The following is a 22561-nucleotide window of genomic DNA, read 5'->3' as shown; positions in this document are numbered from 1 at the left end:
AAAGGAAATAGTCAAATATATTTATCATGAAAGCATTATCGTTCCGTTTGTTTTTTCTGTCAGCAGCAATAGCTTTAAGTAGCTTTGCTACTGCTTTCTCACAAACTCAGGATCAAAGTAACCCCTCGCCGTTGAAATTTCCGGTACCCAAAGGAATCAGCAATCAGCTGTTCTATTTGCAGCGGGATCCGAATACCAATACCATTATCTGTGAATTAAATGTTGATGCTAAAGGACAGGTCAATAAAGATGAACCAATTCTTGTTTACTGGATCCGCTATGATGAAAATGGAGAGAAAAAAGAACTGGGTTACGTTCAGCGTAAATTTGCTTATGGTATAAATGCCAAAGCAATTGGTAAAGATCAGTATGAATTACGTTTTGTTTCTCATAAGAAGCTGCCGATGTATCTGGTTAGATCTGAGCAAGATAAAAAATATCATGTTTATGTGACAGTTAATAATAAGAAAATACAAATAGAACGCATATTTTTGCGGATAGAAGGTGGATCGTTCTGGTTACCTAATGTGAAGTACGTCGAGATCAAAGGTGTAAATACTTCCAATAATGCGGTTATTACTGAACGGATCAAAATTTAAAAAATAATACTCTTAATTATATTGCTATGAAGAAAAATTTTATTTCGAATTCTTCTGAATCTATCAGAATATTCAAAAGCGGATTTTTAGAGCGTTTGTCAAAAGTTCATTTTTACATACCCCTGATTGTTTATATTCCGGTTATCGCTTATCTCTGCTGGCTTGCTTTGACTGAAACAACTATGAATTTTTTCAGCTTTACCGGATGGATGGTTCTGGGGCTGTTTATCTGGACTATTGCTGAGTATATTCTGCACCGTTATATTTTTCACTTTTATCCTAAATCCAAAATAGGAAAGCGGATACATTTTATTTTTCATGGTGTTCACCATGATTATCCAAATGATGCCAAACGCCTGGTAATGCCGCCCTCTGCCAGTATTCCTATGGCACTGATACTTTATTACTTGTTTTTATATCTGCTGCCTGCGGGAACTATAAATGCCTTTTTTGCAGGCTTCTTAATTGGATACCTGGTTTATGATATGGCGCATTATGCTTTGCACCATGCTAACTTTAAAAATCCTTTCTGGAAGAAATTGAAACAACACCATATGCTGCATCATTATTCTGATTCTACTAAAGGTTATGGGGTAAGCTCGGCCCTTTGGGATAAAGTTTTAGGTTCAGATTTCGATAAAAAGGTGAACACTTAATTCAGGTGGTTTAAAAGCCAGACTTACATAAAAAAAGGCCTTCTGATATTTCTTGTCAGAAGGTTTTTTTGTGTACTGGTAGATTTTCATGTTAATAAGTTTGCTTTAATTATCATTTAATATAACTTTAATTGATAAGTATATAGTTGATATTTAAAAGAATTTCATTTATGTATTGCTATATTGGACTTTTAGTTACCTGAATTCCTGTTTGAGTTATGTTGAGATGGTGTTTTTCGATGTTCCTGCTTTTTTTTATACTGTTAACGGTCGGGACAAATGCCCAGGTTTCTAAAACAGATTCAAGTGGTGTCAATTTAAAGGAAGTCAATATTGTCCGTAAGCGGCAGTCTGTTATAATCAAAAAAGATACTGTTGAATATGATGCTGCGTATTATGGCGTGGATTCCAGCTTGATGGTAGAAGAGCTGCTGAAACGCCTGCCTGGTATGGAAATTGGTCAGGATGGCAGTTTAAAACATGAAAATAAAGAAGTCTATAAATTAAGAGTGAACGGCAAGGACTTTTTTACCGGGAATGTGAAGGAGTTTATCCGCAGGCTTCCTGTGGGAATTGTCTCTAAAATCCAGCTAATTGAAGATTATGGTGATCACGCTGCTTTTACAGGAATCCGGAAGAAGAGTCCGCAGAAGATGATCAATATTGTAACTAAAAATGGGATTAACAGTGGTAAATTCGGTACTGCCGGTGTTAATGCCGGTAATAATTCAAAGGCCGGGCTGGATGTGAGCGGGAACTACTGGCTGGATGATCAGCAGATTTCTTCAGGTACCAATTTAAGCTATGCCAAGAACACGCTTGGGGTAGACAATTCAAGTAGTTTCAGTACAGTATATAATGATAAATTAAGTCATCAAGTTAAAATTACTTCAAATTACAGATTTGATAAAAGAGGCAATAATTCCAGTAGCAGTTCAGCTATAAAAACTGTTATTCCATCGGGTGAAATTCTCAATTCCATTGAGGCTAAATCCGAAAATAAAGCTCAGCAGCACCTGGTTAATTCATCTCTGATTTATAACCCTGGTAAAGAAACAGAGATAAGGATTTCTCCATCTTTATCTTTTTCTGATTCCTATTTAAATATAGATAAAGTAAGTCATCAAACCGGGATAATCAATCAGGATCTGGGTTCAAATGCCCGTTCTTCTGCTAACTCCAGTTCTTATCAGGCTGATTTTTCTATTGATCACCGTTTTAAAAAAGAGGGCCGGTCTTTGTCTTTGCAGGGGTCGGTTCAAAGAGACCGGGGTAAACAGGATAGTAAAACATGGAATACGGTACGAGATTATCTTTTTCCTGGCGGTACGGGAAGAGATTCAGTTATCAATTTATTGATCAATGAAAATTCAGTGGAGAAGAAAAGAACATTTAGTCTGGATTTTCGGGAACCTTTGAGTGAACATAGCAGCTTGCAGTTTAATTTTTCAAGTGAGTTATCAAATCTTAGTTCGGATTTTAAAACCGCGAAAATTAATACTGATCAAAAGACAGTCGCTTTGGATTCACTGAGTAACCATAGCCTGGTGAAGATAAACACTCAGCTTTATAGCTTGACTTATAACTATTCGGGGGAGAAAATAGATTTTGTGGCTGGTGTAAATTTAAACCGGAACCTGCTGGAAAATCAACAGGAAAAAATAGCAGAGGTTCTGTCTGTTAAAGTTAACCAGGTATATCCTGCGGCCAGTTTTAACTATCTATTTAACAGCAGGAATTCGATTAAATTTACTTATACCGGGCAGGGAACGCTCCCTGCTATAGCGCAATTGCAGCTCAATACAGATGATACTGATATTCAAAACAGGATCGTTGGTAATCCAGCTTTAAAACCTTCATTTAATCATACCAATGAGCTTGTTTTTCGAAGTCAGGCTAAAAATGGCCGGTCTTTTCTGTTATCTGTAAATTATACGATCAGAAGGAATATGATCAGTTTAAATAAAACTCTTTTTACAAATTCTTCCGGCACGACCAAACAGCAGACCAGTTATGTTAATTTAAATGGCGCATATACTATTGCTCCAAATTATTCTTATACAATCCCTTTGAAATTAGCGGGTTTTCCGGCGCGTGTAGCTCTCAACGGGCAAGTGAATTATAGTAATTTAGTGACGCTTACAGAAGGGCTGATTAACCGTAATAAAATAATGACAGTTTCTCAATCAGTAAGCGGCAATATAGATGCACAGCAATTCAATGCGCAGGTATCTGCTATGTTCTCTAATACTTCCAATCATTTTGCTACGCTGCCTGAGCAAAACCTGAATATCCGGACATTTCAGTTTAACCTGTCAGGAGCTTTTTCTTTTTTTTATCAGTATAAAGCAACTGCGGATGTATTGAAAAGAATTAATGCTGGTTATACGAATATTGTTGCCGGAAATCCTCTGGTTATTAACCTGGGATTGGAAAGAAAAGTATTCCCAAATAATAAGGGGACAGTTGGTCTGCAGATTTCTGATTTACTAAATCAAAATAATAATGCTGTCAGATCGTTCGCTGGCAATTCGACAATTGATGAAAAATCTACAATCATTACCCGTTATTTTATCGTTTCGTTACATTATAATCTGAATAAATTTGCTAAAAGATAATTATGGAATGTTATCAGATTTGATTTTTTGTATTATAAATGTAAATATTATTTGATCTTAAAAGATTTAAAGTTGTTCCTGACGTTATATTTTTTTAAATAACAAGTGTGTTTTAATAATATGGCTTTTAAGTTAAAATTTAGTTATTCAATTCTGCTTTTTTGGAGTATAAAGAGGCATGTTTGTCTGTTTGTGCTAATTCTGTTTAAATGTTTCTTTTAATTCTTTTATTGTAATTAATTAAATATTTTATATTATCTATAATTAATTATTAATTATTTTTTATTAAATTATATATGCTGTTAGTTATTTATATAAATGTTTTTATTATTTTTGATATTATTTAATGTAATTAATTGTTGTTTTAAATTATTTAATGTAATTTTAAATTACTTAAAACGTGTATTTTATTGTTCAATGTTTAATTACTAATCAAAAGAGAAATGAAAATTAAAAAATTATTATTCGTTGCTGTTGCTGTTGTTGGTGGTACTCTATTTAGTAAAGCTGCAAATGCACAGGCATTTGCTGAAATCCAGTTGTATGAAGACAATTTTGGTGATTTTTCTAGTCCATGCGGGGTATTTGGCTCTATTGCGGCAACTCAACCGGCCAATGTAAATAATCCTTATTATTCAATAGCACTTGGTGGTACTGCTAACCTGAAGAATTTTCTGCTTCATCCTACTGCTTCATTTACCTCAATAAATGACAGAGCGAGATCTGGAAGACTTTCTGGTACTGCTGGAAGAAGTGTTACTATTTTTGATAGTCCTGATGGAAAAACAAACGATGATTACACTGTAATTGAATTCAAAACTACGGTGACTGGTTATTACCTGGATACTTTTGAGAAAAATTATGAAGATAGTAATGTGAAAGTTACTTACGTTCGTAAAAATGGTTTGGACGGAAAAGTTTCTGCTATCCGTATCCAATAAAAGCAGGGATTGATTTCCCGGATATTTTAAAAATGGTTTTCCAATTATAGCTGGAAAACCATTTTTTTTAGCTCTTCTATTCCTCATTCATGAACCATTAAAGGCTTCATCTTACAGAAAAAAATAATAACTCAATGAAAGTAAATATTTTAGTAGCCCTGTGCTTATTAGCCTGCGGATGCAAAAAAGGTGTGGAATCTTCCAATACTTTAAAGTCTCCATCTTCTGTTGCTGTCACTGTAAACGCGGTTGATGTTTCAAAAATTAAAGTCGTAGTCAGGCTGCATCCTTCAGAGAACTATTTTCCGATGGAACCTCTCGATTTTATAAAAAAATCCCGCTTCAGACATGAAAGATCTGGTTCTGATGAAGGGTATAATAAAAACTCAAATAAATTTGTCAGAAATAATTCTCATAACAGTGAGTATTATGATATTCCCATAAATGTTATTAACGGGTATGGGCTGGAAAACAGTGGCAGAAACAGAAGACCAAAAGATGACAATAAAGGAGATTATAATGTCTTCCTTGAACCGGATGATAATTTACCTGGGGATCATGATCCTAATGCCAAGGTTTCATCTTTTTTGTATACACCTGATAATATAAGATTACAATACTGGTTGTTTTATGGCTACAATTATTCTAATGTTTCGGGTTTAAGTTTTTCTCATCAGGGAGATTGGGAAAGTGTTACGCTGAATGTTTTAAATGACAGCATTGAAGGCGCATGGCTGAGTGCGCATGGTGATGACAAATATTATGATAAAAGTGCACTCGAAATCAACGTAACTGATGGTATTCAGACTTTATATATTTATAGTGCAAAAGGCACTCATGCGCTATACAATCATCCGGGAAAGTATCATATTCTTAATTCAGACGATGCTTCGGCTGGTGGGTATGAATGGTTAATCACTACTAAAGTTTCTAATCTGGAGAACCAGCCCTGGAAGGATTATGCTGGTGCATGGGGTGAAGTAGGGGAGCAGGCAGCTACTACGGGGCCTCTTGGTCCATGGTTCAAAAAAATCAAATAAAATCTGTCTTATTATTGCCATAATATTTTCTTAACACACCATAATCCTGACTATTTTACTAATTTCGTCTATTAATTTAAATTCTGGCGCTTTAAATAAAATTTAAAGCGCTGTTTTTGAATTGTATATATTGTAAATGGGAGATTCTTACTATTTGAATTTTTTCGGTTAAATTTACTTTATACGTCTTAATTTGAAGAAATAAAAAATACGATAAGTTTTATGTTATATGCAATAATCGCTGCGGGAGAAGGTTCCCGTCTTTCCAATGAAGGCTACATAGGTTTAAAGCCTATGGTCAGAATCAATGGAGAAATGCTGATTGACCGGTTGATGAGAATTTTCATTAATAACGACGCAGAGGTAATCTATATTATAATTAACGAAAATTCTTCTGAATTAGCAGAATATTTAAAGAATTACGAATCAGCCGTACCGCTTAAAATCATTACAAAAACCACGGAGAGTTCTTTGCATAGTTTTCATGAATTATTAGAAGAATTTAAGGATATAGAAGAATTATGTCTGACTACAACTGATTCAGTTTTTGAAAAAGAAGAGTTCCAAAACTATATTGAAGATTTTAAAGCAAACAAAAATGATGATGGACTGTTAGCAGTTACGTCATTCATTGATGACGAGAGTCCATTGTATATCAATTTTGATCCTAACAATGTAATCAAACAAATTACTGACCATGCAACTCAGGAAAAATCATTTGTTTCTGGCGGGATTTATTGCCTGCGTAAGAAAGCACTTGATCTGGTTCCAGTAGCAATTAATAGCGGACTACACCGGATGAGAAATTTTCAGAGACTTTTAATACAAAATAACCTTGTGGTAAGAGCGCATAGTTTTAATAAAATTATGGATGTTGATCATGTTTCAGATATTGAGAAAGCTGAACACTTTTTAAGCGAGGTAGAAAGATAAGTGGACAAGAACGTAAATAAAATGACCCTGCTTGGGGTTAAAAGAGGGAGCATATTTTCTCCTAACCATATAGGTAACGATGAGGCAATTTTTAACCTTACCATTTCAGAACTGGAAAAACTGGGTCACCAGGTTACAGTGTGCACTGAAAATGAATTTCTAACCATGCCTGAGGTAAAGGAGGAATTCATTTTTACCATGGCCAGGGAGAAAGATGTAATCTTAAAATTGCAGATACTGGAAAAATCCGGAAAAATTATTATAAATTCTGGCTTTGGTATTGAGAATTGTTTTAGGATCAATATGACAAACGCCCTGATTAAGGCAAATGTACCTTACCCTAAAAGTAAAATTACTGCAACTGACCAGCCCGATGAAGATTTATTTCAGGATTTACCTGGAGATGGATTCTGGATTAAAAGAGGTGATTTTCATGCCATTCATAAAGAAGATGTAACTTATGTTGAATCAGAGGAACAGGGAAGATATATTTTAAAAGAGTTTAGCCTCAGAGGAATACCTAATGCACTGATTTCTCAGAATTTATTGGGCGATCTGGTTAAGTTTTACGGTATCAGAGGGAGCGAATTTTTCTACCTTTTTTATCCTTATGATCATAATCACCATAAATATGCTGAATATGAACAAACAAACGGAAAGACTTTCCATTATCCTTTTGATCAGGAGCTGTTAAAAAGTGCAGCTAATACTGCTGCTGAGGCTTTGAATATATTTGTTTATGGTGGTGACGCCATTGTGAGCAAGGATGGAACGTTTCGTATCATTGATTTTAATGACTGGCCAAGTTTTGCACCTTGCAGAGCACAGGCCGCACCCCATATCGCACAATGTCTGATAGAAAATTTTACATTAAAAGTTGATGAAAGAATTTAACCTGACTGAGGAACAGTCAAAAGTATCATTTGAAAATACACTGAAATCAAATGATACAGAAGAAAAGATAGATATATATTTTTACCGTCCTATTGGTTATCAGATTGCGCTATTTTGTGCGAAGCTGAATATCACTCCGAATACGGTTACGATAATCAGTATTTTCTTCGGCGTAGGAGCGGGAATTATGTTCTATTTTCCAGACTTATGGCTGAATGTAATCGGAATGGGGTTGTTAATATTTGCGAATTCTCTGGATAGTGCAGATGGACAGCTGGCCAGAATTACGAATAATAAAAGTCGTCTGGGAAGGATTCTCGATGGTTTTGCCGGAGACTTTTGGTTTGCTTCCATACATATTGCTATCTGTTTACGTCTTCAGAATGAAGGCTGGCCTGCATGGATCTGGATCCTGGGCGTTGGTGCAGGGGTTGCTCATATATTCCAGTCGGCTATGGCAGATTATTACCGTAATGTGCATTTATTCTTTATTAAAGGTGTTTCGGGCAGTGAGCTGGATAATACTGCAGATTTACAAAGAGAATACGACAGGGATGCAAAACAAACCAGTTTGTTTTTGCGTATAGTTGCTAAAGGATACCTCAATTATACGCATTTGCAGGAAAGATGTTCACCTTACTTACAGAAATTTCTGGCTGTGGTTAAGCAGAAATATGCAACTGAATTACCTTCAGAATTAATCACTGAGTTTCGTACACTGAATAAGCCACTGATGAAGTATACAAACATTATCCAGTTCAATACCCGGGTAATCTTTTTGTTTCTGTGGTTATTTCTGGACGAAACCTGGGTTTATTTTATATTCGACCTGGTGGTTTTAAATGCGATCTTAATTTACATGGTGAACAGACAGGAAAAAATAAGCCGTATGTTTTACGAACGTCTTTTAGCTAAAGCTTAAATCAATGAACAGTAAGGCTTATAAAGTAATTTTCATGGCACTGGGCATTGTTACGCTCGGTTTTATGATTTACAAACTGGGTTTTCATGAAATTCTGGGAAATATAGAAAAAACAGGGATCTGGTTCCTTCCTATTATTGGGAGCTGGCTGGTTATTTACGGGCTGAATGCTTTGGCATTTCGTCAGATTATTCAGGAGCCTGCATTACCTGAAAGTGACCTGCCGTTTTCAACCGTACTCCGGTTAACCATTACAGGGTATGCGATAAACTACGTTACTCCTTTTGTAGCCCTTGGAGGTGAGCCTTACCGGATCATGGAGCTGAAAAAGTTTATGGGAATCCATAAAGCGACTTCTTCTGTATTGTTATATGGAATGATGCACGTGTTTTCACACATCGTTTTCTGGGTGCTTTCGATCTTGCTGATCCTGGCGGTATTGCCAATGGAATCCACCATGGTTATTGGCTGCGTTGTAGGCTTTATTGCAGGTATTTTAATTATTTTATGGTTTTTAAGTATCTATAAAAAGGGTTTCACGGTCAATACTTTTCTGCTCTTGCAGAAGCTCCCTTTTGTTAAGAAATTTGCGGCTAACTTTTTAAAGGAGAAATCGGAATCTCTGCATGAAGTGGATGATCAGATCAGAATGTTATATGAACAGCGGAAGCCACGCTTTTTGATGGCACTTTTCTATGAAATCCTGGCCAGGGTAGTCACCTGCGCAGAAATTTATTTTACGGCTGTTGCCATTGGTTTGGATATGACGGTTTCACAAGCACTGATTATCAGTTCGGCTTCTTCGTTATTTGCAAATATTATTTTCTTCTTTCCTATGCAGCTTGGGGTAAGAGAAGGAGGGCTGGCACTGGCGCTTCGAAGTGTGGGATTACCAGCAGAAACTGGTATTTTTATTGGGATCATCATGAGGATCAGAGAAATAGTGTGGATTATTTTTGGCTTTATTTTAATGAGAGTTTCAAAAAGATAATTTGAAAATATCATGTACTTTTGTCAGGAATAAAATATTCAATTATATGATAAAAGGACTCTTATTTGATTACGGCGGGACGATTGATACCAATGGCCTTCATTGGGCAGTAGTATTAAAAAACAGCTATCAGAAATTCGATATACAAATACCAAAAGACTTATTTTTCAAGGCATATTCTTTTGGAGAAAGAAGCCTGGCTATTCATCCGATTGTACAGCCTTCATTTACCTTTTTACAGGTATTACGTGCAAAAATTGAGCAGCAATTCATTTTTTTAAAGGAGAATGGGTTTGATCTTGACCAAAGCTATATTGAACTGATTGCCAGTGATTGTAATGAATTTGCAAGAGAGACTGTTCAAAATGCCAAAATTATTCTGGAAGAACTGGCTGCAAATTATCCTTTAGTTATGGTTTCCAACTTCTATGGAAACCTGAATGCTGTTTTGGAAGATTTTGGGATCAGACATCTTTTTGCTGAAGTAGTTGAATCTGCTGTGGTAGGGGTAAGAAAGCCTGATCCTGCAATTTATGGACTGGGTGTAAAAGCTTTAGGTTTTAATCCGGAGGAATGCCTGGTGATCGGAGATTCTTTTAGTAAGGATATTATCCCGGCTAAAGAGATTGGATGCCATACAGTATGGCTTAACGGCATTGGATGGGAAGATGATGATCACCTGAGTGCGTCTAATACCAATGGTGTAGTTGCTGATGAGGAAATCAAGGACTTTTCGGCAATTAAAAAGTTCCTGGTCACTTCCTGAATTTATCCTTAATACCCCCTTAAAATTGGCAGCAATTCCCGCTATAAAATTATCCGAACTTACCCGTCAGATTCAGGAGACAATCAACGGTGTTTTTGGCTCGAAGACATTTTGGGTAATTGCCGATATTACAAATTATACTTATAAGCCTCAAAGTAATTTTCATTATTTTGAACTGGTTGAAAAAGATAAATCCTCTGCAAAAATCCTGGCTAAAATAGGTGGGAGGGCATGGGGAAATGCTTCCGTGAATATTGCTAATTTCGAGAAGGCGACAGGGCAGCAATTTAAAAATGATATCAATGTGCTGATCCAGGTTGCTGTGCAGTATAATCCATCTTTTGGGTTACAGCTGAATCTGCTGGATATTGATACGACTTTTACTTTAGGCCGGTTTGAGCAGCAGCGCAAAGAAACTTTGGACAGGCTGGTAAGGGATAATCCTTCATTTATCCGTTTAATAGCTGGACAATACCGGACCAGAAATAACGAATTGCCTTTAAACAGGGTCTTACAACGTATTGCGGTGATCTCCTCTGATACTTCTGCTGGTTATCATGATTTCAGGCATACCCTGGAGAATAATAGTTTCGGGTATCATTTTGAAATTGATGATTACTTTGCCCTGGTACAGGGTGAAGGTAATGCGGGGCAGTTTTTAACCAAACTTATACAAGTATTTGGTTCGGGTAAGGCGTATGATGCGCTGGTTATTATCAGGGGAGGAGGTGCGCAAACAGATTTTCTTATTTTTGATAATTACGAACTCAATCGCGCGATTGCGAAATTCCCGGTTCCTGTCATCACAGGAATCGGTCACCAGAAAAATGAAACTATTGCCGATTTAATGGCACATACTTCAACAAAAACTCCAACGAAGGCTGCAGAGATGCTGATTGCACATAACAGGAATTTTGAAGAAGCTGTATTATCTGTTCAGCAGCATCTGGTGATCCGGACTTTTCAAATGATGAACCAGCATAAGGAGTTGCTGACCAGGTTAAATCAGACCATGATCAATTCCTCGAAAAATCTGCTGCATGAAAAACACAGGGATATCCTGAATCTTTCGGGTATGGTACTTACCAATCCTAAAATTATTATCTCCAATAAGCGCAAAGACCTGAAAAATCTGCTGGCGAACTTTAAATCCTTTAACCGGATGTATTTCGCGAATCATGGCAGGTATATTGGCCACTTCGAATCTGTCGTGAGAATGATGAGCCCACAGAATATTTTGAACAAAGGATTTGCCATTGTAAAAATAAATGGCCAGATTGTAAGTAATGCCGATGCGATTGAAGCTGGAACGGAGCTTACCATAGCTTTGAGTTCAGCAGAAATCAGTACAAAAGTTTTAGCTAAAACATCCCGCAATGGAAAAGAATTTGAATTATGAAGCGGCTTATAGTGAACTGACACAGATTGCCCAGGAAATAGAAACTGAAGCTGTTTCTGTAGATGTACTTGCCGAAAAAGTAAAACGGGCTTCCGAACTGATTGCTTTTTGTCAGACAAAATTGAGGTCTACTGAGACTGAAGTCAACAAAATTATAAAGCAGATGGAAAACCAACCCTTATAGTTACCTTCGCCCACCGTTTAATTTAAAAAAAATCAGCCATGTTAGTTTATAGTCCAGAAGAAGAAGAAGTATTTTTTGATCAGATTGATCAGGTTTATACACTGACTGAGTCTCAAAATTTAGAAGAAGCTGAACAGCTTTTATTGGAGATTAATGAATCGATCCCTCATCCTAAAGAAAATTGCAGTGTTGGCGGCATATTGCTGGATAGCATTTTCTCTTTTTATGAGCAGACCGGTCAGGTTGAAAAGGCATTGCCTCATTTTTTAAAAGAAACTGAATATCTTCAGGAAAAAATGAAGACTGAAACTGTAAAAAGTTCTGGTCATTTTATCACCACTGGCAGCATTTATTATGCGCTTGGTGACCTGGATAAAGCAAGAGTATATTTTAAGATTGCTCATAGTTTAGGGAAAAATAGTATTTTTCATGATTTTAATGCAGATTTTCTGCATATGGCAGTGACTTCTGATGTGGAATTTGAAGAGTTCAAGGAGAATTTTGTTCCTGCTGATCATTCACAACAAGAAGAGCTGACAGATGAGCAGCAGGATTTGATGGAAGAATACTGTGATCAGGGAAACCTGGAGATGGATGCATCAAATTTCGATAAAGCTGCGGAATGGTTCCAGAAAGCACTGGATGTATTACCAGCGCCTAAAGAAGATTGGGAAGCAGCAGGCTGGGTTTCGGCCTCTTGTGGCGATGCTTACTTTAATGCAGGAAAGTATAAGGAAGCTTTGGAACATTTGCTGGTAGCGCATGATATCTATACCAGTGAGGAAGAAGTGAACCCTTTTGTATTGCTGAGATTAGGCGAGACTTATTTTGAGTTGGGAGATCATGAAAATGCAACCGCAAATTTATTGGCTGCTTATGAAATGGAAGGTGCTGATCTTTTTGAGGATGACCAGAAATATCTGAAATACCTTAAAACAAAACATAAACTTTAAGCACTGATCAATTGGTGCTCTATAGTGGAGAGTAAGAAAGAGATATCGAAAGGTTTAGGTACAACTTCATCTGCACATATCTCTTTCACTACCTCCGGTTTAGGATGTGTTGATAACACGATTACCGGAATATGGCTGAAGTCTTCGGCGGCCTTAATGGTTTTGCATAATGCTGTTCCTTCTTCAGTGGGACTGATTACATCCAGCAGAATCACATCTGGCCGGAAATTTCTGATATGCTCAAATATTTCTTTTTCTGAAGATAACGGATCAACATGATAACCTTCATCAGTCAGGACAATATGAATCAGTTCAAGAATATCTCTGTTCTTTTCCAATACTAATATCTTTTTATTCATAGGGCTTTATATCCTGTTCTTTATTTTGTTGAAGATGGTTAAATCATTCGGTGAACAAAAATAAGTACAAAATCTGATCGGTATGAAATTCCAGCGTCATTTTTATTCTGCCTGCGAAAAGACGATTATAGCTTATTTATCAGATAGGATAGCAATTAAAATGCTGGTCTATATGTTTAATTCCCAAAAGTTATATATTTGGATCTGTATAAAAATTAAAATATGGAAAAATTTTCAAAACTAAAAGAATTGCTTGCTGCTGTTGAAGTTGATGCGGAAAAATTTTATGCTGCGGGCAACAGTGCAGCAGGTACAAGAGTACGTAAAGCAATGCAGGATTTAAAAGTCCTTGCTCAGGATATCCGTACTGAAGTAACGGAGAAAAAAAACACAGCTAAATAAATATTAGCACAACCTTACCGGAAGAGGAGGGTTTATTACCCTCTTTTTTTTGACCTTTTTTTTATGCCATATCTAGCCAACCCAGAACGTTACACTCAAATGCAATACCGCCGTTGCGGTAAAAGCGGTTTAAAATTGCCTGCCATCTCTTTAGGATTGTGGCATAATTTCGGATACGTTGATCAGCTGGAAAATTCCAGAAACATGGTGAAGCTCGCTTTTGATAGCGGGATTACACATTTTGATCTTGCAAACAATTATGGCCCGCCTCCGGGATCGGCAGAAGAAAACTTCTGTACCATTTTAAAGCAGGATTTTTCGGCTTACCGGGATGAAATGATTATTTCTTCCAAAGCTGGTTATACGATGTGGGATGGCCCTTACGGGGACTGGGGTTCTAAAAAATATTTAGTTTCCAGTCTGGATCAGAGTTTAAGGCGTATGGGGCTTGATTATGTAGATATTTTTTATCACCATCGTCCGGATCCTGAAACTCCGCTGGAAGAAACGATGGCTACGCTTGATTTAATGGTTCGCCAGGGAAAAGCTTTATACGTTGGAATTTCAAATTATCCTGCGCCTGAAGCAGCTGAAGCGTTGCGTATTTTAAAAGAACTGGGTACGCCCTGCGTAATTCATCAACCTAAATATTCTATGTTTGAAAGATGGATAGAAGGGGGATTACTGGATTTACTAGGTGAACAAGGAGTTGGATGTATTCCGTTTTCTCCATTGGCCCAGGGCTTACTGACCAATAAATACCTGCACGGTATTCCAGAAGATTCAAGAGCGGCAAAGCCGCATGGATTCTTACAGGAAAATCAGGTTACTGCCGAACGTCTTCAACAGTTAAAGGAATTAAATGCTTTAGCGGTTAAACGTGGTCAGAGCCTGGCACAAATGGCATTATCCTGGGTTTTAAGGGACAAGCGGATCACTTCTGTACTGGTAGGGGCAAGCAGGCCAGAACAGCTTGCAGATTCAATCAAATGTCTTGATCAGCTATCTTTTAGTGAAGATGAATTGAGTGCAATTGAGCATGTTTTATCTGATTCATATAAAAACTGATTTCTTATTTAAATCGTAAACTGTACAATACACGCCCGGTCGAAAGGATTGAAGCTGTGAAAGAATTGCGGTTATCTGTAAAAGAACCAGTAAGTTTGCAGCCTTAAACGGGCAGTCTGTTTGCAGACTGCCCGTTTTAATATATATAAAATACAAAAATGACTATAGAAGAGAAGATTAAAGCATCAGAGACCCGAATTTTTAAAGCCGTATTTCCTAATACTACCAATCATTATGATACCTTATTTGGTGGAACAGCCATGCATATGATGGATGAAGTGGCATTTATTACTGCTACAAGGTTTAGCCGTCAGAGAATGGTTACAGTAAGCAGTGACAGGATAGATTTTAAAATGCCTATTCCTGCCGGAACTATTGTTGAACTGGTTGGCACGGTCAGCCATATCGGAAATACCAGTATGAAAGTAAAGGTAGAAATCTATGTAGAACAGATGTATTGTGACGATCGTGAAAAAGCTGTTACCGGTGAATTCTCCTTTGTAGCGATTGATGAACATAAAAAACCTACAGCGATTCTTAAATAAGTTTTAAATGCTGCTGCTTACAAAGGGCCGTATTCTTTAATAATGCGGCCCTTTTATAATTATTTACTTTCCAGTATCGTAATTTGGCGGATAATCTGTTCTTGCTGTACAGGATAGGGTTTATCTGCTCTTATGGTCTGATAAACAGCCTCGAATAAATTCAGATAAGAAGCTTTGCCTGGAGGAATAATTGTTCTGGTAATTTGTCCGCCTGCATCAATTGTACTCAAAATACCTTCTTTTCCTGGTAATTCAATTCCATATAATGGATCATCAGGGCTCATGTTTTTTAAGAGTTGTGTTTCCTGTATATCTGAACGATGTTTGAAGTAAGAACCTTTGGTTCCATGGAGCACAAATGCGGGCTGCTGTTCTACAACCAGCATGCTCATCGTAATAAATACCTGCAGGTTTCCGGGATATTTTAAATGCAGATAGGCATAGTCATCTACTTGTGTTCCCGGACGGTAGCAGCCCAATGTTTTAGTCCACGTTAATGGCTCACCAAACAGTGCGAATACCATATCGAGTAAATGGGGCCCGAGATCGTATAATAAACCACTGCCTGGCATTGGCGTTTCTTTAAATACTTTAGGCCCGATGGTATACCGGTATCTGTCATAGCGGATATGAGCTTCTACGAGTTGTCCTAGTTTTTTACTGTCTAAGATCTCTTTTGCAGCTAAAAAATCGCTGTCGTAGCGACGATTCTGGTAAGGAAGGAGATATAGCTTACGTTCTTTTGCCTCTTGAAAAAGTAATTCAGCTTCTTCAACGGTTACTGTAAATGGTTTTTCTACCAAAACGTGTTTACCAGCGCGAAGGGCTTTTTGTGCAAATTCAAAATGTGTATAGTTCGGGGTATTGATAATGATCAGTTCTATCTCCGGATCTGCAATAAGTTCATCTACAGAGTCATAGCTTTTGAGCTCAGGAAAACGAAGCTGTGCTGTTTTTTCTGATCTTTCTACTACTGCATATAAATCGAATCCGGGATGTGCAGCTACGAATGGGGCGTGAAATAACTTTCCAGACATTCCAAAGGATAATATGCCTGTTTTTATTGGTTTTTGCATGGATAAATATATTAAATATATCTCTTTGAGAAAGACTTAGTATATTCAGGCATCAACATAAAAAGAGGGTTAAAAGATATTATATAATACCTTTTAACCCTCTTTTTATGTATGGATAGCTATGCCGGATTAAATACCCAGGTTTTTTCTGATCGCTGCCGGTATACCGCCTTTGTTCAATAAGAAAGCAGTAGTTTTATATTTTACATAATTCTTGGTTACATACAAATAACCTTTATAGTCATTGGTTACACCCCATGAATTTTTAACAATATAGTATTCTTTACCATTCTGATCTTTAGCTGATCCAACGATATGCATACCGTGATCATCTGTAGTTTCATAGTTATCAAAAGCTAACTGACGGTTTTCCTGAGTGATTTCCATTTCTGGTTTTGGCTCACTGAACATCGTTGCTTTTTCCTGCTCATTCATTTCATCATATGGTTTAACAGGGATATAAGCTACTCCATTTTTGTAAGAGAAAGATTTCTCGCTTACATCAGTAGCCCAGGCTACAGAGTAACCATTTTTCAATGCATTGTCAATGATATCAGTGATTTCATTCACTTTAACATTGTAAACCTGGTCAAATGACCAGTTGTCCTGTACCAGTAAAGTGAATTTGCTGTAAAAAGGATGATCGTTAAATGAAGACAATTCTACATAATCATCCGGATTAATCCCTATCACCTGTTTTGCAAAAGTTTGTGGGGTATAGCTTTTACCTTTGTAATCGAATTTTTCAGGAACCTGACCTAAATAAGCATCAATTGCTCCTGTATAAGCTTTTTCCCAGTTTGGTGTTAATGTTTTGTTTTTAACTACAGCTTCTAATATACCTGTAGTAATTGCACCCATTTCACTTAGTTTATTAATTTTAGTACCGTAGTTTAAGCCTGTATAGTTGACTTGCGGAACTGCGCCGTATTTTCTGTACATATTGATTACATCATGCAAAGCTCCACCGTCACCTAAAGAAACAGCGCCATGCATGCGTACATAATTCTTACCTTTTTCTACATAAACATTACGCGCTGAAAACATTTCTGATAAAGCTACGGGTGCTTTACCCATTCTGATCATTTCTGATTCCAGGAAAGAGTTTGTAGAATAGCTCCAGCAAGTTCCTGAGGAACCCTGATTTTTAACCGGTGTATTTTCAAGGTTAATCACATCCGTGAATTTAAAGCCTGAAGTACTGTTTGCAGATTGATTGTTTTTTAAAGAATTGACCAGATTATCCTGTGCAAATCCAAATGTTGAAGTTAATAGTAGTCCTGAGGCGAAGACTAAAGGTTTAAATATTGATTTATTCATTATAGTGTGTTTGATGAGTATTCAAGGTAATATTTATTGCGCAACAATATTGCATTTGCGTATCTTTGTCTGGCAATGTACATCTTTTAGACAATAATGAAAAAATATTCCCGGGAAAATATCCTGAACCACATAAAATTTACACAGCGAACTATTGAACATTATTTTATTTGGCTGAAAACGGGTGTAAATAGTAAGTTTGTAAATAAAAGGCAGCTCAAATTTCAATGACTATATGAAAGCAAAAGAAGTAACAATCCTCACAGGATTTTTAGGCGCAGGGAAAACAACAGTCCTGAATGCGGTAATTTCAAAAATGAAAGATACCCGTTTTGCGATCATAGAGAATGAGATTGGTGCGGAGAGTATTGATGCCGGACTAATTATTAAAGGGGATGAAGATGTGGTGGAGTTGAATAACGGGTGCATTTGCTGTACGCTCAACGATGACCTGTTTGAGATTTTAAATAATTTATGGGATAAAAAGGATTCATGGGATCATTTGATCATTGAAGCTACTGGTATTGCTGATCCTGCAAATATTGCGCATCCTTTTTTGACTATGGACCAGGTGAAAAGGGGATATGATTTAAAAAGAGTTATTTGTATTGTAGATGCAGAGCTTATCGAAGATCAGTTAAAGGAACGTCCTGAAGCGATTCAGCAGATCGCCTTTAGTGACTGTATTTTATTGAATAAGGTGGAGCGGGTGAGTGAAGATTATGTCAAAGAATTACAGGCTGTTTTAAAGGCGATCAATCCATTTGCTGAAATACTGATTGCCACTAAGGATGATTTTCAGGTGCATCAAATGTTTGCCAGAGCGCGTTTTGCTAATTTCTACAGCAATCCAAAGCCTGTTTCTACACCAAAAGGAATGTTTACCCTGAGTAATGGCAGTAATGAAAAGCAATCATTAATGGCTTTTGCTGCTTCTCATCAAAAACATGAACACAGTGATATTGAAACTATACTTTTAAAATATAAGGAGAGTTTGAATATTGAAGAACTGGAGCATCGGATGATGGTTTTTCTGATTCTGCAATCAGCTAATGTATACCGGATCAAGGGCATTATTTACAGTCATCTTTTTCAAAGCAGAATTATTTTGCAAACAGTAGGGAAATCACTTTCTATTACGCTTGGGGAAAACTGGTTACCTGATGAAATTAAAGAAACAAAGATCGTTGTGATTGGAAAAGGGCTTAAAGTGTTTGGTTTTGATAAAATGTTCCGTACTTGTTTATATGCTGAATCTGATCTAAAATAGTAAATTGCCGGTATGTTCCTTCGCTATAAACTATTGTTATTGCTGGTTATTGTATTGACTTCCTGTTCTTCACGAAAAGCGGTACCTGTGGTTCCTGCGGTGGAAAATGGGGTAAGCAGGTCGCTGGCACTTTATCGGAAAGCTGTGCTGACGGCTATTCATTATACATTGGAATTTGATATCCCGGCCGAAAAAAATAAAAGGATTGCTGCACATGAAATTCTGAATTTCAGATTGAGTAATACCAAAACAGCTTTGCAACTTGATTTTAAGGAGGATCCTTCGAAAATCAGTCTGTTGACCATTAATGGTAAATCAGCTCCGGTAACGCATAGTAAGGAACATTTGATCCTTCTGCCGGAGTTTTTGAAAAAAGGGGACAATGAGGTCCGGATTCTGTTTCGTGCTGGCGAAGGTGCGTTAAACAGAAATACTGATTATCTGTATACTTTATTTGTTCCGGACAGAGCGCGGACTGTTTTTCCTTGTTTTGATCAACCCGATTTAAAGGCTGTTTATACCTTAACCCTTCATTTGCCCAAAGCCTGGAAAGCTATAGCCAATGCAGAGCTGAAAGATTCTGTACAGCAGCAGGAACGTAAAACTTACCATTATAAAACTTCTGAGCTTTTAAGTACCTATTTGTTTGCATTTGCAGCGGGTAAGTTTCAGCTTGATCAGGGGATTGTGAATACACAGCAGGCAAGTTTTCTATACCGGGAAACTGATGCTGCAAAGATTAAACTTAGCTTGCCAGCTATTTATGCGATTCATTCCGGTGCTTTAAAATATCTGGAAGACTGGACCGGGATTCCTTATCCTTTCCAGAAGTTTGGATTTGTAGCTATTCCTGACTTTCAGTTTGGTGGAATGGAACATCCTGGTGCAATACAATATAAAGCAGCCAGTTTGTTTTTGGATGCTGGTGCAACTAAAGATCAGCTGAATGCCCGTAATAACTTAATTGCACATGAAACTGCACATATGTGGTTTGGAGATCTGGTAACCATGGACTGGTTTTCTGATGTTTGGATGAAAGAGGTTTTTGCCAATTTTATGGCGGATAAAAGTGCGGAGGAAACAGATGGAAAGGATAATTATGCTATTAAATTCCTGATTGATCATTTTCCTGCGGCTTATGCGGTTGACCGTACAGCAGGAGCTAACCCTATTCGTCAGCCACTTGATAATTTAAAGGATGCAGGCACACTTTACGGAAATATTATTTACCATAAAGCTCCTGTGATGATGATGCAGCTGGAAAAGTTGATGGGGAAAGATAAATTTCAGCAAGGGGTCAGTGAATATTTAAAGAAATTTGCAAATAGTAACGCTTCATGGCCGGATTTGATTCGTATTCTGGATAGCCATACGGCTGTAGATTTAGAGCAGTGGAATAAAGTGTGGGTCAATGAGAGTGGCAGGCCTGTTATTGATTATAAGATAAGTTATCAGGGAGACAAAATAAGCGCTTTGGTGATTACCCAGCAAGCTGAATCCGGAGAAAAAAGGTTATGGCCGCAAACTTTTGAGGTCACTTTATTTTATCCGGATGCTGTTAAAGTAATCAATGCTGATTTAGTAACTGAAAAGCTGGAGCTTAAAGCGGCTGCGGGGTTAGATAAACCATTATTTATCCTTTTTAACTCGGCTGGTGATGGGTATGGAGAATGGCCGGTTGATCCTGCTGTTCCACAACATTTATTTGCGCTGAAGAAGCCTTTGCATCGTTCTGTTGCTTATATTTCTTTATACGAGCAGATGCTAAGCGGGAAAAGTATAGAGCCATCCGCTTTATTAACGCTGTTTAGCCAGGGGCTGGCTAAAGAAGGGGAAGAGTTGAATATCAGGCTGCTCAGCAATTATATCAGTACTATTTACTGGCAATTTAGTGGGGTTAAGGAAAGACAGCTTTTATCAGTTGCGCTGGAAAATAAATTATGGGATGCTATGCTGCAACAGCAAAGCGGCAATAATAAAAAACAGCTTTTTAAAGCTTATCAGGATATTTTTATGAGTCAGGTAGCCAGAAATAAGCTTTATCAGATCTGGAAAAGTCAGAAAGCTCCTGCAGGTGTTACCCTTTCTGAGGATGATTATACCAGCCTGGCACTTTCTCTGGCGGTAAGAGATGATATGGATGTTTCTATTTTACCTGTACAGGAGTCAAGAATTACGAATCCTGATCGTAAAAAGCGATTTGAATTTATTATGCCGGCTGTTTCAGCGAAGAAAAGTATAAGGGATGAGTTTTTTGACAGCTTGAAATTTCCTGCAAACAGGGCAAAAGAATCCAATGTTCTGGCTGCTTTGTATTATTTGCATCATCCTTTGCGTCAGCAATATAGTGTTTCTTATTTAGAGAAAAGTCTCGAATTATTAGGGGAAATTCAGTCAACTGGTGATATCTTCTTTCCACAGTCATGGTTACAGGCTACATTCGGATATTATCAAAGTACAGCAGCTGCTGCTATAGTGAGTGAATTTCTTAAAAATCATCCGGATTATAATCCGCGTTTAAAGGCGAAAATCTTGCAGGCAACTGATAATCTTGCCCGGGCAGCCCGATTATCGTCACAGCGAAGTAAATAAGACTGGTTATTTTAGAGACTAAATGGATATATGAATATTTTCAACCTTGATATTGAAAAAATTCGTATATTAGTTTTCTAAACTCAAGGATATGTCAGCTACAAGTGTATTACTTTCGGATAAACGCACAGAGACACTTCGCGTCAAGTTTAATGCAATTGATGTAAGTGATGATATGAAAGTCTTTCAATATGCGAGACAGGGGTTAAAACCCGGTTTATTCTATGATTTTGCTGAAGCGATTAATATTTCAAATAAATCATTGGCAGAGTTGATTAATATATCATCCCGGACCATCAGCAATTATAAAGAGCAAAAGAAATTACTGGAACCTGTTTATGGCGAGCATTTGCTTAAACTGATAGGCCTTTATAAAAAAGGAGTAGAGTTATTTGGCACTGTAGATGAGTTCAGTTACTGGTTAAATAAACCTTTCTGGAATTCAAAAGAGCGCCCTATGGACTGGTTAACTACCCCGGGCGGAGTAGACCTGGTTGCAGATGAGCTCTTGAAAATGGCTTATGGTGACGCTGTTTAAGTGTATAGATGATCGTATTCAGAATAGGGCATAAAAACTATGCAGGTTCACTTACTGCTTCAGGTGCAAATGGACGATGGGCTTCTACAGGTAAGCCTGTAATTTACTGTGCAGAAAATATCCCGCTGGCTTTCATGGAAAATATGGTAAGGCGGCAGGGAGTTGGTTTTAATCAGGATTTTAAAACAGTTTTTATTGAAATCCCGGACGATCTGCTGATCAGTACGGTAGAAGAAAGTAAGCTGGATCCCGACTGGCGCGATCCTTATGATTATAGTCACTGTCAGCCGATAGGTAATAAATGGTTTGATGACCTGCGGATACCTGTTTTGAAAGTCCCGTCAGCGGTAATGCCGGAGTGCAATAATTATGTAATCAATACTTTGCATCCTGATTTTAAAAAAATTAAGTTAATTGCAGTAACGGATCTTGTTCCTGATGAAAGAATAGAAGATATCCTCAAAAAATACCATTAAAATAGCACACACAAATTAA

Annotated in this window: 23 protein-coding genes; 20 read left to right on the top strand and 3 right to left on the bottom strand. The window is 37.3% G+C overall.

Annotated elements, in window-relative coordinates:
• Window positions 1-26: 26 nt before the first annotated feature.
• The 13 genes from AB3G38_RS08430 to AB3G38_RS08370 all read left to right on the top strand — a co-directional run bounded on the left by AB3G38_RS08430 (window position 27) and on the right by AB3G38_RS08370 (window position 12896).
• Entirely contained in the window at window positions 27-599 is a 573-nt protein-coding gene (locus AB3G38_RS08430) for a DUF4833 domain-containing protein (RefSeq protein ID WP_367868053.1), read from the top strand.
• 26 nt (window positions 600-625) lie between these two features.
• Window positions 626-1255: a sterol desaturase family protein gene (locus tag AB3G38_RS08425; protein WP_367868052.1), complete on the top strand. Its 630-nt coding sequence runs from the start codon at window positions 626-628 to the stop codon at window positions 1253-1255.
• 218 nt (window positions 1256-1473) lie between these two features.
• Complete coding sequence (locus AB3G38_RS08420) at window positions 1474-3873, top strand: outer membrane beta-barrel protein (protein WP_367868051.1); 2400 nt, start codon at window positions 1474-1476, stop codon at window positions 3871-3873.
• 443 nt (window positions 3874-4316) lie between these two features.
• The gene (locus tag AB3G38_RS08415; RefSeq protein ID WP_367868050.1) at window positions 4317-4814 is read left to right on the top strand and encodes a hypothetical protein; all 498 of its coding nucleotides are present in this window, start codon (window positions 4317-4319) and stop codon (window positions 4812-4814) included.
• A 134-nt stretch (window positions 4815-4948) separates the two neighbouring features.
• The gene (locus AB3G38_RS08410; protein WP_367868049.1) at window positions 4949-5854 is read left to right on the top strand and encodes a Vps62-related protein; all 906 of its coding nucleotides are present in this window, start codon (window positions 4949-4951) and stop codon (window positions 5852-5854) included.
• A gap of 222 nt (window positions 5855-6076) precedes the next feature.
• On the top strand, window positions 6077-6787 hold the full coding sequence (locus AB3G38_RS08405; protein ID WP_367868048.1) for an NDP-sugar synthase: 711 nt from the start codon (window positions 6077-6079) through the stop codon (window positions 6785-6787).
• Complete coding sequence (locus AB3G38_RS08400) at window positions 6788-7681, top strand: hypothetical protein (RefSeq protein ID WP_367868047.1); 894 nt, start codon at window positions 6788-6790, stop codon at window positions 7679-7681. It abuts the gene before it with no gap.
• Window positions 7668-8603 (top strand): CDP-alcohol phosphatidyltransferase family protein, encoded by a 936-nt coding sequence (locus AB3G38_RS08395; RefSeq protein ID WP_367868046.1) that lies wholly within the window; start codon window positions 7668-7670, stop codon window positions 8601-8603. The genes AB3G38_RS08400 and AB3G38_RS08395 overlap by 14 nt, the downstream gene beginning before the upstream one ends.
• A gap of 4 nt (window positions 8604-8607) precedes the next feature.
• The gene (locus AB3G38_RS08390; protein ID WP_367868045.1) at window positions 8608-9594 is read left to right on the top strand and encodes a lysylphosphatidylglycerol synthase transmembrane domain-containing protein; all 987 of its coding nucleotides are present in this window, start codon (window positions 8608-8610) and stop codon (window positions 9592-9594) included.
• Window positions 9595-9640: 46 nt separating this feature from the next.
• A complete protein-coding gene (locus AB3G38_RS08385; protein ID WP_367868044.1) occupies window positions 9641-10360 on the top strand; it encodes an HAD family hydrolase in 720 nt (239 codons plus the stop codon).
• Between the two features lie 25 nt (window positions 10361-10385).
• Window positions 10386-11759: an exodeoxyribonuclease VII large subunit gene (xseA, locus tag AB3G38_RS08380; RefSeq protein WP_367868043.1), complete on the top strand. Its 1374-nt coding sequence runs from the start codon at window positions 10386-10388 to the stop codon at window positions 11757-11759.
• Window positions 11737-11943, top strand: a complete 207-nt coding sequence (gene xseB, locus AB3G38_RS08375) for an exodeoxyribonuclease VII small subunit (RefSeq protein WP_068396816.1) — start codon at window positions 11737-11739, stop codon at window positions 11941-11943. Before xseA ends, xseB begins: the two co-directional genes overlap by 23 nt.
• 38 nt (window positions 11944-11981) lie before the next feature.
• The gene (locus tag AB3G38_RS08370) at window positions 11982-12896 is read left to right on the top strand and encodes a tetratricopeptide repeat protein (RefSeq protein ID WP_367868042.1); all 915 of its coding nucleotides are present in this window, start codon (window positions 11982-11984) and stop codon (window positions 12894-12896) included.
• Here the strand turns inward: AB3G38_RS08370 and AB3G38_RS08365 are convergent.
• Entirely contained in the window at window positions 12893-13255 is a 363-nt protein-coding gene (locus tag AB3G38_RS08365; protein WP_367868041.1) for a response regulator transcription factor, read from the bottom strand. The genes AB3G38_RS08370 and AB3G38_RS08365 overlap by 4 nt on opposite strands.
• 222 nt (window positions 13256-13477) lie before the next feature.
• On the opposite strand from AB3G38_RS08365, the gene AB3G38_RS08360 reads away from it, so the two are divergent.
• The 3 genes from AB3G38_RS08360 to AB3G38_RS08350 all read left to right on the top strand — a co-directional run bounded on the left by AB3G38_RS08360 (window position 13478) and on the right by AB3G38_RS08350 (window position 15270).
• Window positions 13478-13657, top strand: a complete 180-nt coding sequence (locus tag AB3G38_RS08360; RefSeq protein WP_367868040.1) for a histone H1 — start codon at window positions 13478-13480, stop codon at window positions 13655-13657.
• A 63-nt stretch (window positions 13658-13720) separates the two neighbouring features.
• On the top strand, window positions 13721-14725 hold the full coding sequence (mgrA, locus tag AB3G38_RS08355; protein WP_367868039.1) for an L-glyceraldehyde 3-phosphate reductase: 1005 nt from the start codon (window positions 13721-13723) through the stop codon (window positions 14723-14725).
• Between the two features lie 158 nt (window positions 14726-14883).
• On the top strand, window positions 14884-15270 hold the full coding sequence (locus AB3G38_RS08350) for an acyl-CoA thioesterase (RefSeq protein WP_367868038.1): 387 nt from the start codon (window positions 14884-14886) through the stop codon (window positions 15268-15270).
• 59 nt (window positions 15271-15329) lie between these two features.
• On the opposite strand, the gene AB3G38_RS08345 is transcribed toward AB3G38_RS08350, so the two are convergent.
• Both AB3G38_RS08345 and AB3G38_RS08340 read right to left on the bottom strand, forming a co-directional pair.
• Window positions 15330-16346, bottom strand: a complete 1017-nt coding sequence (locus AB3G38_RS08345; protein ID WP_367868037.1) for a Gfo/Idh/MocA family oxidoreductase — start codon at window positions 16344-16346, stop codon at window positions 15330-15332.
• Window positions 16347-16475: 129 nt separating this feature from the next.
• The gene (locus AB3G38_RS08340; RefSeq protein WP_367868036.1) at window positions 16476-17666 is read right to left on the bottom strand and encodes an aminopeptidase C; all 1191 of its coding nucleotides are present in this window, start codon (window positions 17664-17666) and stop codon (window positions 16476-16478) included.
• 235 nt (window positions 17667-17901) lie between these two features.
• Between AB3G38_RS08340 and AB3G38_RS08335 the strand changes: the two genes are divergently transcribed.
• From AB3G38_RS08335 to AB3G38_RS08320, 4 genes are all read left to right on the top strand, one after another.
• The gene (locus tag AB3G38_RS08335) at window positions 17902-18936 is read left to right on the top strand and encodes a GTP-binding protein (RefSeq protein WP_367868035.1); all 1035 of its coding nucleotides are present in this window, start codon (window positions 17902-17904) and stop codon (window positions 18934-18936) included.
• A gap of 12 nt (window positions 18937-18948) precedes the next feature.
• Window positions 18949-21528: a M1 family metallopeptidase gene (locus AB3G38_RS08330; RefSeq protein WP_367868034.1), complete on the top strand. Its 2580-nt coding sequence runs from the start codon at window positions 18949-18951 to the stop codon at window positions 21526-21528.
• A gap of 91 nt (window positions 21529-21619) precedes the next feature.
• Entirely contained in the window at window positions 21620-22066 is a 447-nt protein-coding gene (locus tag AB3G38_RS08325; protein WP_367868033.1) for an antitoxin Xre-like helix-turn-helix domain-containing protein, read from the top strand.
• A gap of 8 nt (window positions 22067-22074) precedes the next feature.
• Window positions 22075-22542, top strand: a complete 468-nt coding sequence (locus tag AB3G38_RS08320; protein WP_367868032.1) for an RES family NAD+ phosphorylase — start codon at window positions 22075-22077, stop codon at window positions 22540-22542.
• The last annotated feature ends 19 nt before the right edge of the window (window positions 22543-22561 follow it).

The organism is Pedobacter sp. WC2423, from assembly GCF_040822065.1.
Lineage (GTDB): Bacteria > Bacteroidota > Bacteroidia > Sphingobacteriales > Sphingobacteriaceae > Pedobacter.
This window is presented reverse-complemented; position numbering and strand designations above follow the sequence as displayed.